The 14,136-nt window shown below is 67.7% G+C and carries 7 protein-coding genes; 6 read left to right on the top strand and 1 reads right to left on the bottom strand.

The features are described 5' to 3' along the window. Positions 1-17 precede the first annotated feature (17 nt). Positions 18-755 carry a GntR family transcriptional regulator gene (locus C8J42_RS03585; RefSeq protein WP_056062350.1) on the bottom strand — a complete coding sequence of 246 codons (738 nt, stop codon included), beginning with the start codon at positions 753-755 and terminating at the stop codon, positions 18-20. A 251-nt stretch (positions 756-1,006) separates the two neighbouring features. On the opposite strand from C8J42_RS03585, the gene C8J42_RS03580 reads away from it, so the two are divergent. The 6 genes from C8J42_RS03580 to C8J42_RS03555 are packed head-to-tail and all read left to right on the top strand — an operon-like array spanning position 1,007 to position 14,121. Further along, positions 1,007-3,328: a family 20 glycosylhydrolase gene (locus C8J42_RS03580; protein WP_133018888.1), complete on the top strand. Its 2,322-nt coding sequence runs from the start codon at positions 1,007-1,009 to the stop codon at positions 3,326-3,328. After that, positions 3,328-5,913, top strand: coding sequence for a glycoside hydrolase family 2 protein (locus C8J42_RS03575; RefSeq protein ID WP_133018887.1), 2,586 nt, complete (start codon positions 3,328-3,330; stop codon positions 5,911-5,913). Before C8J42_RS03580 ends, C8J42_RS03575 begins: the two co-directional genes overlap by 1 nt. Continuing rightward, positions 5,910-8,444 (top strand): glycoside hydrolase family 3 C-terminal domain-containing protein, encoded by a 2,535-nt coding sequence (locus C8J42_RS03570; protein ID WP_133018886.1) that lies wholly within the window; start codon positions 5,910-5,912, stop codon positions 8,442-8,444. The genes C8J42_RS03575 and C8J42_RS03570 overlap by 4 nt, the downstream gene beginning before the upstream one ends. Before the next feature lie 11 nt (positions 8,445-8,455). Further along, positions 8,456-9,886 (top strand): glycoside hydrolase family 125 protein, encoded by a 1,431-nt coding sequence (locus C8J42_RS03565; RefSeq protein WP_133019208.1) that lies wholly within the window; start codon positions 8,456-8,458, stop codon positions 9,884-9,886. Next, the gene (locus tag C8J42_RS03560; RefSeq protein WP_133018885.1) at positions 9,883-12,180 is read left to right on the top strand and encodes a GH92 family glycosyl hydrolase; all 2,298 of its coding nucleotides are present in this window, start codon (positions 9,883-9,885) and stop codon (positions 12,178-12,180) included. The genes C8J42_RS03565 and C8J42_RS03560 overlap by 4 nt, the downstream gene beginning before the upstream one ends. 18 nt (positions 12,181-12,198) lie before the next feature. Further along, on the top strand, positions 12,199-14,121 hold the full coding sequence (locus tag C8J42_RS03555; protein ID WP_133018884.1) for an alpha-L-fucosidase: 1,923 nt from the start codon (positions 12,199-12,201) through the stop codon (positions 14,119-14,121). Positions 14,122-14,136 lie beyond the last annotated feature (15 nt).

Genomic DNA, 14,136 nt, shown 5'->3' with positions numbered 1-14,136 from the left:
ACTCTCGGTATTAAAGGTCAGATATCGGCGAGTTCGGCGACGAAGTCGTACGCATCGCCGCGGTAATAGGAGCGCGTGAACTCCGCGGCCCGGCCATCGCGCAGGAAGCCGCGGCGTTCGATCAACAGCCCGGCATGGCCCGCGTCGACGCCCAGCATCCGCGCATGCTCGCCCCCGAACGGCACCGCACGCAGGCGTTGCAGCGCGCGTACCGGCCGGCTCCCGGCGTTCTCGAGCGCGGTGTAGAGCGAGTCATCGACCACCTCGACCGACGGCAGGCAATATCCCGCGATCGTCGAGAATTCGAGCGCCATCGCCTCTTCGTCGGCATAGCGTATGCGGTTGAAGCGGAACACCGCCGCCCCCGGCGACAACCCCAGCGCCATCGCTTCCTCCGGGTTCACCTGCCCCGCCGAGCGCGAGATCCAGCTGCTGCTCGACGTGCGGCCCCGCGCCGCCATGTCCTCGCTGAACGACGACAGCTTCGAGAAGCTCTTCTCGACGCGCCCGGCAACGAACGTCCCCGCGCCGCGCCTGCGCGTAAGAAGCCCCTCCTCGACCAGTCCGCCGATCGCTTTGCGCACAGTGATCCGCGATACGTCGTACTCGATCGCGAGATCGCGCTCGGCCGGGATCGCATTGCCTTGTACCAACAGCTTCTCGCCGATCGCGTTGCGGATCAGTTCCTGCAACTGGAGGTAGAGCGGCGATGGATTTCCCTTGCGAAAGCGTCCGATGTCATCGGAAAACGCCATGTATTCCCCCTCCGACCGGCAGCTCAAAGCGAGCCTTGCCGCGTCCCTTATGGTAGCGTAGCCAAGGACCGCGTGGTGGGCAACCAGACTAAATCCATGGGCCATATTGGTATGTCCCCTGACCGCCCCACGTCCGATCTCCTGTCATAGCAGGACAAGCTTGCTGTCAAATGACGGGGTTGTGTCTGGACTTATATTGGTTACATTCCTCGACCAGCGGCCGTCAGGAGCCGATACAGGGAGCAGTCGACATGCGTGCAACCGCGAACCGAAATGCCGGGCGCTGGCTGACGGCGACGGCACTGCTTCCTGCCGCTCTCTGCGCGATCCCTGCCCAGGCGCAGGACCGCCTGCCACTGGTACCGCAACCTTCGGCGATCACGCGCACCGCCGGCAGCTTCACGATCGCGAACGGTACGACGATCGCGGCTGATCCATCCGACGCGGGTGCCTCCGCAGCCGCGCGCCTGCTCATCGCGCATGTTAAGACCGAGCGCGGGCTCGCTCTCCAGACGTCGCCTAACGGCAATATCCGCTTCGTCCGCGATGCCGCGATCAAGGGCGCCGAAGCTTACCGGCTGACCGTCGACACGTCCGGTGCCACGATCACCGCATCGGGCGACGCCGGGCTTCTCTACGGCGCGATGACGCTCGCCCAGCTCATCAGCCCCGATCGCGCGTTCGGCCAGCCGATCCGCATCCCCGCGGTGACGATCGACGACGCCCCCCGCTTCGGCTGGCGCGGGCTGATGGTCGACACCGCACGGCATTTCCAGTCGCTGCCGTCGATCTACGCGATCGTCGACCAGATGGCATCGGTGAAGCTCAACACGCTTCACCTCCATCTGTCGGACGACCAGGGCTGGCGGTTCGAGGTGAAGGCCTATCCCAAGCTCACCGAGATCGGCAGCATCCGCACCAGCCCCTCGACCGGCGAAGCACCCGGCACGCGCGTCGGCGGTTTCTACACGCAGGACGAACTGCGCAAACTGGTCGCCTATGCCGCCGAACGCGGCATCGTGATTGTTCCCGAGATTGACCTGCCCGGCCATGCGCAGGCGCTCGTCGCGGCCTATCCAGACCTCGGCGTGATCGGCGACACGCCTGAAGTCAGCAACGCATGGGGCGTCAACCCCTACCTCTTCAACCCCGGCCCCAAGGGCATCGCGTTCGTTAAGACGGTGCTCGAAGAACTCATGGCGGTGTTCCCCGGCACCTATATCCATCTCGGCGGCGACGAGGCGGTCAAGGACCAGTGGGAACGCAGCCCCGAGGTGCAGGCGCAGATGGCGAAGCTTGGCATCAAGGACGAGAACGGTCTGCAAAGCTGGATGATCGACCAGTTCGGCACCTATCTGGCGAGCAAGAAGCGTCGCCTGATCGGCTGGGACGAGATACTCGAAGGCGGCCTGCCCCCGTCGGCCTCAGTGATGTCGTGGCGTGGTGAAAAGGGCGCGGTCGATGCCGCCAATCAGAACCACGACGTCGTGCTGTCGCCCGCCCCGACGCTGTATTTCGACAATCTGCAAAGCGATCGCCGCGACGAACCACCCGGCCGCCTCGCAATCCAGTCGCTCGCAACGGTCTACAATTACGAGCCGACGCCGACGGGCATCTCGGCGGACAAGGCGCAGCACGTGCTCGGCGCGCAGGCCAATCTGTGGAGCGAATACATCGTCACGCCGTACCAGATGCAGCACCTGATCTTCCCGCGCGCCGCCGCGCTCGCGGAGATCACCTGGTCGGGCAAGGACAAGCGCGACTTCGCCAGTTTCCTCGACCGGGTCCAGCCGCAGATCCGGCGCTGGCGCAAGTCGGGGTTGGAGGTCGCGGACAGTGCGTTCGCGGTCGGCTACACGCTCGACGGCACGCGCGGCGATGCGCTCCGCACCAACCGCGCGAAAGTCGTCCTCGCCACGCAGGCGCCGTACGGCACGATCCGCTACACGCTCGACGGGAAGATCCCGACCGCACGCTCGCCCGCCTACACCGCGCCACTTTCGGTAAAGCCCGGCGTGGCGATCCGCGCCGCCGCGTTCGATGCGAGTGGCCAGCCGGTCGCCGAACCCCGCCTGTTCGAGACCGGGCGCCAGGCGCTACTCACGCGCACCGCGTCCGACATGATCGCTTGCCCCAAGGGATCTCTCGGCCTGCGCCTGCCGCTAACCTCGGAAGCACAGGGCAATGCGCCGGTGTTCAACGCCGACATCTTCGACACCTGCACCGCCTACCCCGCCGCGCCGATGGATGTCGCCAAGGGGTTCACGATCGATATCGCCCGCCTGCCGCGCAACTGGGGCCTCGCGCATGACGTCACCAAGGTCCGCCAGCATTACAACGTGACGCCGCATGGCGAGCTGATGGTGCTGGTCGGCTGCACCGTGAAGGGCTCGAAACCGGTGATCGCCGGTACCTTCCCGCTGCCCGATCCGAAGACCGCGCCGACCCGCTTCAGCGTGAAGGGGACGTTGCCGACGATCACCGGAGACCGCGACGTCTGCCTCCAATTCACCGCCCCCACGTCCGACCCCTTCTACGCGGTCGAGCGCATGACCCTGTCGGAGACACGCTGATGCGTCGCTGGTTCGTCCTCCCCCTGATCGCGCTCGCCGCGCCTGCGCTCGCCTCGCCCAAGACCGTCGTGCCGCTCGACGGTGCATGGCAGGTGCGGATCGACCCCACTGACACCGCCGCGATCGCCGCGCACAAGCGCGAGGCCAAGTGGCTGCCCGCGGCCGTCCCCGGATCGGTGCAGCAGGACCTGATCGCGGCGCACCGCGTGCCCGATCCGTTCAAGGGCACCAACGAGGCGGCGATCCAGTGGGCCGGGCTGACCAAGTGGCAGTTCCGCCGCGTGTTCGACGTCACCCCGGCGATGATGCAGCGCAATCACCTCGACCTCGTATTCGACGGTCTCGACACGTTCGCGACGGTCAGCGTCAACGGCACGGTCCTGCTGACCACCGACAACGCGCATCGGCGCTGGCGCGTGGATGCGCAGCCGGTGCTGAAGATCGGGCGCAACGAGGTGCTGGTGACGATCGCATCGCCGATCCGCACGCTCCAGCCGATGGTGCTCGCCGAGAAGAACCCGTTGCCCGGCGAATATGACAGCGCGTTCGGCGACGAGCCGAAGGGCAAGCAGACCTCGCCCTACATCCGCAAACCGAAATACAATTACGGCTGGGACTGGGGTCCCCGTATCGTCAACACCGGCATCTGGCGGCCGGTTCGGCTGGAGATCTGGGACGACGCGCGGATCGACACGCTCCGCGTCGATCAGGAGGCGCTAACGCCGACCGAGGCGCGGCTGTCCGCCAAGCTCGACATCGCCGTCGAGACGCCCGGCGTCGCGACGATCCGCGCCGCGGTCGCCGGGCCGGATGGCAAGACGGTCTCGGTCGACCGGACGGTGACGCTCGTCAAGGGCAACAACGCGGTCTCGATCCCGCTGGCGATCGCGGATCCGAAACGTTGGCAGCCGGTCGGTTACGGCGCGCAGCCGCTCTATACCGTCACCGCATCGCTGGGCGGCGCGGAGCCGACGCCCGAAGACAGCGTGACGAAGCGGATCGGCCTGCGCACGGTCGAGCTGATCCGCAAGGACGGCAGCTTCGGGTTCAAGGTCAACGGCACGCCGATCTTCGCCAAGGGCGCGAACATCATCCCGTTCGACAGTTTCCCGGCGCGCGTCACGCCCGCATACATGGAGACCATCCTGAAGGGCGCGCGCGACGCCAACATGAACATGGTCCGCATCTGGGGCGGCGGGACCTACCTCGACGACGCGTTCTACGACATCGCCGACCGCATGGGCCTGATGGTGTGGCAGGACTTCATGTTCGGCGGCAGCGTCACCCCGCCCGACGCCGCCTTCCGCGAGAACGTCCGGATCGAGGCCGAGGAACAGGTCGCGCGGATCGGATCGCACCCTTCCGTCGTGCTGTGGGCCGGCGGCAACGAGGTCCTGTCGGGCTGGGAAAACTGGTCCGACCGGAAAGCGTTCAAGAAGGCCGTCGGTGCCGACGAGCAGGAGCGCATCGGCGCCGGCATGGCCGTGCTGTTCGACCGCGTGCTGCGCGAAGCCGTGACGCGCAACGCCCCCGGCACACCCTATTGGCCGGGCTCGCCCTCGACCAATTACGAGGGGCCGGTCGACACCGACAAGGACGGCGACCGCCATTTCTGGGACGTCTGGTCGGGCTCCAAGCCGGTCGAGAACTATCTCGACAGCTGCCCGCGCTTCATGTCCGAATACGGCTTCCAGTCGATGCCCGACCTGTCGACGATCCGCGAATTCGCCGGCAAGGGCGCGCTCACGGCGGACAGCCCGGTGATGAAGGCGCACCAGAAGTTCCTCGCCGGCGAAGGCAATGAGCGGCTGATGATGTACCTGCGCGATCGGTTGCGCCCCGCGCGCGATTTCGCCGATCTCGTCTACCTGACGCAGGTCAACCAGGCTGAGGCGATCCGCATCGCCGCCTCGCACCACCGCGCCTGTCGCCCGGTGACGATGGGCTCGCTCTACTGGCAGCTCAACGACGTCTGGCCTTCGATCAGCTGGGCGAGCATCGATCATGCCGGCCGGTGGAAGCTGCTCAACTACGCCGCCCGCCGGTTTTTTGCGCCGCAAGCGATCGTCGCCGAGCGGAAAGACGGCGCGACGCGTATCTCGCTGATCTCCGACGCGACGACGCTGGTCGACTCTCGCTGGCGGGTGCGGACGATGACGATGGACGGCAAGGTGTTGAAGGACACCACCGCCGCGCTGATGCTCGAGCCGCTCTCGTCGAGACTGGTCGCAACGCTCTCCGACGACGCGCTGTTCGGGACCGCCGCGCCGACCGCCAGCTACGCGGTCGCCGATCTGCAACTCGACAACGGCGGCACGAGCCGTGCGATCATCGAACGCGCGCTCCCGAAGGACATGGCGTACCCCGACCCCGGCCTCAGCGTTCGCTGGACTGGCACCGACGTCAAGATCACCGCGACCAACCTGGCCCGCGCCGTCATGCTCGATTTCGGCGCAGTCGCGGCCCAGCCGTCCGACGACGGCTTCGATCTGTTGCCGGGCGAGAGCGTCACCATCCATGTCGTCTCCGACGCCTCCGCCACCACCTTGCGAAAAGCGCTTATCCTGAGGACCCTCGCCCGATGATCTGGCTCCTGCTCGCGTCCGCCGACCCGGTGGCAACCGCCGTCGCGCAAATGTCGCTCGAACAAAAAGCGGCGCAGTTGCAGAGCACCGTGCCCGCCGATCCGAAGGCCGGCCTGCCCGCCTATGACTGGTGGAACGAGGGACTCCACGGCCTCGCACGCAACGGCCACGCGACCGTCTTCCCGCAGGCGATCGGCATGGCCGCGACCTGGGACACCGCGCTGGTCGCAAAGATCGGCGACGTCGTCGCGACCGAGGCGCGCGCGCGCTTCAATGCGCAGGACGTCGGCGCTAACCGCAAGATCTACGAAGGGCTGACGATCTGGTCGCCCAACATCAACATCTTCCGCGACCCACGCTGGGGCCGCGGCCAGGAGACCTATGGCGAGGACCCGTATCTGACCGGCCGCCTTGGCGTCGCGTTCATCCACGGGTTGCAGGGCCCCGACCCGCTGCACCCGAAAGTCATCGCCACCCCCAAGCATTTCGCGGTCCACAGCGGCCCCGAAGCCGGACGCGACAGCTTCGACGTCGATCCCAGCCCCTACGACCTGGAGGCGACCTACTTCCCCGCGTTCCGGCTCGCCGTCACCGAGGGCAAGGCGCAGTCATTGATGTGCGCGTACAACTCGATCCACGGCGTCCCCGCCTGCGCGTCGTCCGCGTTGATGAACGACCGGCTACGGCGCGACTGGGGGTTCAAGGGCTTCACCGTGTCGGACTGCGACGCGGTGTCGAACATCAGCCTATACCACCACTACCGCCTCGACGCCGCAGGCGCAGCCGCCGCCGCAATAAAGGGCGGCACCGATCTCAATTGCGGCAGCGCCTACGCCGCTCTCCCCGCTGCGGTCCGCCAGGGTCTCGTCACCGAAGCCGAGGTCGACACCGCGCTGATCCGTTCGCTCGAAGCCCGCCGCGCGCTCGGCACGGTATTCGGCGCGGCCAATCCGTGGCGCAGCATTGGCACCGATCAGGTCGACACCCCCGCCCACCGCGCCCTGGCGCTCGACGCCGCGCGGAAATCGATCGTCCTGCTCAAGAACGACGCGAACCGCCTGCCGTTGAAGCCCGGCAGCCGGATCGCGGTGATTGGCGCGGACGCCGACGATCTCGGCGTGCTGCAAGGCAATTACCACGGCACCGCGGTCGCGCCCGTCACCCCGCTGGAGGGCATCCGCAAGCAGTTCGGCGCCGCCAACGTCCGCTACGCGCAAGGCTCGTCGCTCGCCGACGGTGCAGCCGTGCCCGTCCCCGAAACCGTCTTCGTCGGCGGCCTGAAGACCGAGTATTTCGCCGCGCAGGCCGGCGTCGGCGCACCGACCCTGACGCGCACTGACCGCCACATCGACATCGACCACAACCGCGCGAGCCCCGCGCCCGGTATCGCCAAGACGTTCGGCGTCCGCTGGACCGGGACCTTCACGCCCCCCGCCGCCGGCACCTATCCGCTGGTCGTCGATGTCCCCGCCTGCTGGAAGGATTGCTCGACGCACGACGCGGTCCGGCTCTGGATCGGCGACCGCCAGCTCTCGGCCGGCGAGGTCAAGAAGGGCCGCGTCGAGGTCACGCTCACCAGCGACGGCAAGCCCGTCCCGTTCCGCCTCGAACTCGATCACCGCAGCGACGACGAAGGCGTCCGCTTGCTCTGGAGCCCGTCCGCACAGCCGTTGATAGACCAGGCCGTCGCCACCGCCCGCGATGCCGACGTCGTAGTCGCGGTGATGGGCCTGTCGCCCGATCTCGAAGGCGAAGCACTCTCGGTCAGCGTCCCCGGCTTCGTCGGCGGCGACCGCACCGACATCGGACTTCCTCCAGCGCAGGTCCGCCTGCTCGAAGCACTGAAATCCACCGGCAAGCCCGTAGTCCTCGTCCTCACCAGCGGCAGCGCGGTCGCGGTCGATCCGGCATCGGCCGACGCGATCCTCGCTGCCTGGTATCCCGGCCAGGCCGGCGGCACCGCGATCGCCGAGACGCTGGCAGGGCTCAACAACCCGTCGGGCCGCCTCCCCGTCACCTTCTACAAGACCACCAGCGACCTCCCCGCGTTCACCGACTACACGATGAAGGAGCGCACCTACCGCTACTTCACCGGCACGCCGCTCTGGGGCTTCGGCCACGGCATGAGCTACACCAACTTCGCCTACGCCGCGACGAAGCCAGCGCTCAGCGTCGCTGCCGGCCAACCGCTCACCGTCACCGCGAAGCTGTCGAACGCCGGCAACCGTGCAGGCGAAGAAGTCGTCCAGGCGTACCTAGTCGCACCCGCAGCGAAGGCCGGCGGCCCGACCACACCCGTCCTCCAGCGCCAGCTCGTCGGCTTCGGCCGCGTCGCGCTGAAGCCCGGCCAGTCGCGCACCGTACCGCTCACGATCGATCCGCGATCGATGAGCAGCGTCGCACGCGACGGCACGCGGACGATCGTCCCCGGCGCCTACCGCCTCTATATCGGCGGCGGCCAGCCCGGCGACGGCGCGGGCCAATGGAGCGACCTGATGATCACCGGCACGACGGTGGAGTTGCCCAAGTGAGCGCGTCGACCATGGACCGCCGCACCGTCATGGCGGGCGGCGTCGCCGGGGGCCTCGCGCTCGTCGGCACACCCGCCTTCGCCGCCCGCCCCTCGCTCCCCAGCAAGCGCCCCGCACTCGGCGATCGCAACTTCACCAGCCGCTCGGTCGAACGCGAGATCGCGCGTGTCTCGGCCCGGATCGGCGACCCGAAGCTCCGCTGGATGTTCGGCAACTGCTACCCGAACACGCTCGACACCACGGTTCGCATGTCGACGATCGGCGGCGCGCCCGACGCGTTCGTCATCACCGGCGACATCCCCTGCCTGTGGCTCCGCGATAGCTCCGCGCAGCTTCGCCCCTATCTCCATCTCGTCCGTGAAGACCCTGCCCTGCGCACGCTCTTCCGCGGCCTGATCGCTCGCCAGTCGCGCTCGATCCTGATCGACCCCTACGCCAACGCGTTCATGGAAAGCCCGACGGCGAAGACCAACCTCAGCTGGGCGCTGAAGGATCAGACCGAAATGAAACCCGGCGTCGCGGAGCGCAAATGGGAGATCGACTCGCTCTGCTATCCGATGCGTCTCGCCTACGGCTATTGGCAGGCGACGCGTGATGCCACGCCGTTCGACGCGACCTGGGCCGAAGCCGCTCGCGCGAGCATCCGCACCTACCGCGAACAACAGCGCAAGGACGGCCGCGGCCCTTACAGCTTCCTCCGATCCTCGAACCGTAACACCGAGACGATGGCGCTCGAAGGCTGGGGCAATCCCGCCAAGCCCAACGGCCTGATCCAGTGCGGCTTCCGCCCCTCGGACGATGCCTGCGTCTACCCGTATCTGATCCCGTCCAACCTGTTCGCGGTCACCACCCTGCGCGAACTCGCGGTCGTCGCCAACGAAGCGCGCCACGACCCCGCGCTCGCCGCCGATGCGACCGCGCTGGCGAACGAAGTCGAGGCGGCGCTCGTCGCGCACGGCCGGATGCGCCTGCGGGACGGCAGCGAGGTCTGGGCTTTCGAAGTCGACGGCTTCGGCAACGCGGTCTTCATGGACGACGCCAACGTGCCGTCACTCTCCGCCCTCGCCTATATGGGCTGCGTCCCCGCCACTGATCCCCTCTGGCGCCGCACGGCCAATGCCGCCTGGAGCGACGCCAACCCCTATTTCTTCAAGGGCACCAAGGCCGAGGGCATCGGCGGACCGCATGTCGGGCTCGGCCAGATCTGGCCGATGTCGCTGATCGTCCGCGCGTTGGCGGGCGCAGACGACGCGACCGTCCGCGCGTGCCTGCGGATGCTGCGCGACACCGATGCCGACACCGGCTTCATCCATGAGGCGTTCGACAAGGATGATCCCGCCAAGTTCACGCGGTCCTGGTTCGCCTGGGCCAACGGGCTGTTCGGGGAACTGATCGTTCAGCTTGCGAACACCCGCCCCGCATTATTGGTGAGCGCCCTATGAAGATCACCCGACGCGCCCTGCTCGGCTCCAGCGGTGCGCTGGCGATCGCCGGCGCGATCCCCGCCGCCGCACGATCCGCAAAGGCCGCGCCCAATCTCTGGATCGGCACCGGCGGCGACGGCCATACCTATCCCGGTGCGACGATGCCGTTCGGGATGGTCCAGGTCAGCCCCGACACCGACACCGAGAATTGGGCGAACTGCTCAGGGTATCATCACGGCGACCCGACCATGATGGGCTTCTCGCATACGCATCTGTCGGGGACCGGCATCGCCGACCTGATGGACGTGCTCGTCGTCCCCGGCCGCGGCGTGGTCAAGCTGCTGCCCGGCGCACCCGACAAGCCCGGCGAAGGCTATCGCCAGACTTACACGCAGGAAGTCACCGAGCCCGGCTATTACGCCGTCACGCTCGGCAACGGCGTCCGCTCCGAACTGACCGCGGAGACGCGCGTCGGGTGGCAGCGTCATCACTTCCCCGCCGGCCCCGGCCATCTCTTGGTCGATCTCGGCAACTACCGCGACAGCCGCCCCGGCGAAGGTCCGCTGATCGACGAGAGCCGGATCGAGCTCGACACCGACGGCACGCTCACCGGCAGCCGCCGGACGTTCCGCTGGGCGAAGGGCCGCCGCATCCACTTCGCGATGCACGTGTCCCCTAAGCCCGACCGGATCACGCTCTACGCCGACACGCAGAGCGTCAACGGCGCGATCGTCACCGCCGACCGCGTCCGCGCGGTGTTGCATTACGACAACGCGGGCGCCGCACCGATCGTCGTCCGCACCGCCGTCTCCGCAGTCGACATGGCCGGCGCGCGGACCAACCTCGCCGCGTCCTATTTCCGCGAGTTCGACGTCGCGCGACGCCAGGCGATCCGGAACTGGGCCGACACGCTCAAGGTTGTGAAGGTCGAGGGCGGCACCGACGACGCCCGCGTCATCATGACCACCGCGCTCTACCACGCGATGATCGCGCCGACGCTCTTCTCCGACGTCGACGGCCGCTATGTCGGGCTCGATCGCGAGGTCCACAGCGTCCCCGCCGGCGAGCAGGCGTACAGCACCTATTCGACCTGGGACACGTATCGCACGCTCCACCCGCTGCTGACCTTGGTCGCCCCCGATCGCGCGAAGTCGCTGGTCCGCGACCTGATCCGCCAGACGCAGCAAAGCGCGTACGGCCCACCCTGCTGGCCACTCCAGGGGGTCGAGACCGGCACGATGATCGGCTGGCACTCGGTCGCGATCATGGCCGAGGCCGCGGCAAAGGGGATCGACGCCGACTATGCCGCAGCATGGGCCGCGATCCGCACGCGCGCCTTCGACGCCGCCGCCCCCGACCTGGTCAACAGTCGCGCGCGCGGCACGTATATCGAGCGCGGGTATCTCCCAGCGGACGTCGTCGACGAGTCGGTCAGCCGGACTCAGGAATACGCCTATGACGACTGGGCGATGGCGACGCTCGCGCGCAAGGCCGGCGCGAAAGAAGACGCCGATCGCCTGCGTCTCCGCAGCCGCAACTACCGCAACGTGCTCGATCCCGCGATCGGCCTCGCCCGACCAAAGCTCGCCGACGGCAGCTGGCTGACGCCCTACGACCCGATCCAGCTCGGCCACACCAAGCGCTACCGCGACTATACCGAGGCGAATGGCTGGCAGACGACGTTCCTCAACCAGCACGACCTCTACGGCCAGATCGCGCATTTCGGCGGCGACGCGAAGTTTGCCGCAAGGCTCGACGCGTTGTTCGCCGCGCCGTCGACGCTGCCCAAGGATGCGCCGCCCGACATCTCCGGGCTGCTCGGCCAATATGCGCACGGCAACGAACCCGATCAGCACGTGCCGTATCTCTACGCCTATGTCGGCCAGCCGTGGAAGACGCAGGCGTTGGTCCGCAAGCTGCTCGACACGATGTACCGCAACGCACCCGACGGGATCATCGGCAACGACGATTGCGGCCAGATGAGCGCTTGGTTCGTGATGTCCGCACTCGGCTTCTATCCGGTCGATCCGGTCGCGGCGGTCTACGTGTTCGGCTCGCCGCTGTTCACCCACGCCGAGGTCCGCGTCGGCAAGGGTCGCAAGCTGGTCGTCGAAGCTCCGGGCAACCGCGCCGACACGCCCTATGTCGCGGCTGTCCAGTGGAACGGCAAGCCGTGGACGAAAAGCTGGATATCGCACGCCGATCTCGCGGCTGGCGGCACGCTGCGCTTCACCATGTCCGCCACGCCGAACCCTGCATTCGGCGCCAGGCTCGCCGACCGACCGCCCTCGTTCGGCCAGCCCGCTGCCTGATACCTCCCGGAGACGATGATGACCGAAGTTTCCCGCCGCCTGCTGCTCGCCTCGAGTCTAGCCGCCACCGCCACGCCCGCGATCGGTGCCGGCCGCGACACCGCGCCGAAACCCTGGGGTGCGACGCCCTCGAAGCGCCAACTCGCCTGGCACGCGCGCGAGCAATACGCGTTCGTCCATTTCTCGATCAACACCTTCACCGATCGCGAATGGGGCTATGGCGACGAGGATCCGAAGCTCTTCGACCCGACCGACTTCTCGCCCGACCAGATCGTTGCAGCTGCAAAAGCGGGCGGCATGCGCGGCATCATCCTGACCGCCAAGCATCATGACGGCTTCTGCCTCTGGCCGACAATGCTGACCGAACACTGCATCCGCAACAGTCCCTACAAGGACGGCAAGGGCGACATCGTCGGCGAAATGGAGCGCGCCACGCGCCGTGCTGGTCTCGATTTCGGCCTCTACCTCTCGCCCTGGGACCGCAATCACGCCGAATATGGCCGCCCCGCCTATGTCGAGTATTTCCGCAAGCAGGTGGTCGAACTCTGCACGCGTTACGGCACGCTGTTCGAATTCTGGTTCGACGGCGCGAACGGCGGCGACGGCTATTACGGCGGCGCGCGCGACACGCGGAAGATCGACGCGCCCAAATACTATAACTGGCCGTCGATCGTCGCGCTGGTCCACGAGCACCAGCCGATGGCCTGCACTTTCGACCCGCTCGGCGCGGACCTGCGCTGGGTCGGGAACGAGGATGGCGTCGCCGGCGATCCGTGTTGGCCGACCATGCCGAACCATCCCTATGTCCAGTCCGAGGGCAATTCTGGCGTGCGCGGCGCACCGCTCTGGTGGCCAGCGGAGACCGACGTCTCGATCCGCCCCGGCTGGTTCTACCACGCCGACGAGGATTCGAAGGTCAAGACGCCCGCCCGCCTGATCAAGCTCCACGACGAGTCGGTCGGTCGCGGCACCAACCTCAACCTCAACCTGCCGCCGGACCGCCGCGGCCGCCTCGCCGACATCGACGTCGAGACGCTGAAGTCGTTCGGCGCTGCTCAAACCGCGACCTTCGCCACCGATCTCGCCAAGGGTGCGGTCGCATCCGCCAGCCACGTCCGCGGGAAGACCTATGCGGCCAGCACGGTGCTCGACGGCAATCGCGACACCTATTGGTCGACGCCCGACGCCGTCACCACGCCGACGCTGACGCTCGACCTCCCGCCGGGCCGATCGTTCGACCTCATCCGCCTCCGCGAGTATCTCCCGCTCGGCATCCGCGTGACCCGGTTCGCGATCGACGCCGAGATCGGCGGACAATGGCGCAAGCTCGCCGAGCATTCGGGAATCGGACCGCAACGCATCGTCCGCCTGGACACGCCGATCGCTCCACGACGCCTCCGCCTTCGCATCCTCGAAGGCACAGCCTGCCCCGCGATCAGCGAAGTCGCGCTGTTCCGCCAGGTCGCACCCGCGCCCGTCGCTCCGGTCCGAAACACCGATACGACCACGGTCGTCACCAGCCGCTGGTCGATCGTCACCGCCACTGCGCCGGGTGCCAAGGCGCTACTCGACGACGACAGCGCGACTGCCTGGACCATGCCCGCGCCTGCGCCCGGCACACCCGCCTCGGTCACGATCGACCTGGCCGCGACCGAGACGCTCGCCGGCTTCGTCCTGATCCCGTCGCGCGCGGTGATGGCGAACACCGCCCCGCCGAAAGGCTACCGGGTCGAGGCGAGCACCGACGGCAAGACGTGGCAGGACATCGCCAAGGGCGAACTCCCCAACATCGCCTACGCGCTCGCCGCCCAGCGCATCGCCTTCGCCCGACCGACCACCGCGCGCTACCTGCGCTTCTCGTTCGCCGAAACCGCGATTCCCGCACAACGGCTGGCAATCGCCGGCCTCGGCGCGTTTAGGCCGAAACCAGGCGCATCTTGACGGGCATAGGTGTAT

The organism is Sphingomonas sp. PP-CE-1A-559, assembly GCF_004340965.1.
Classification (GTDB): Bacteria; Pseudomonadota; Alphaproteobacteria; order Sphingomonadales; family Sphingomonadaceae; genus Sphingomonas.
The sequence above is the reverse complement of the archived record's forward strand: the minus strand, read 5'-3'. Positions and strand labels throughout refer to the sequence as shown.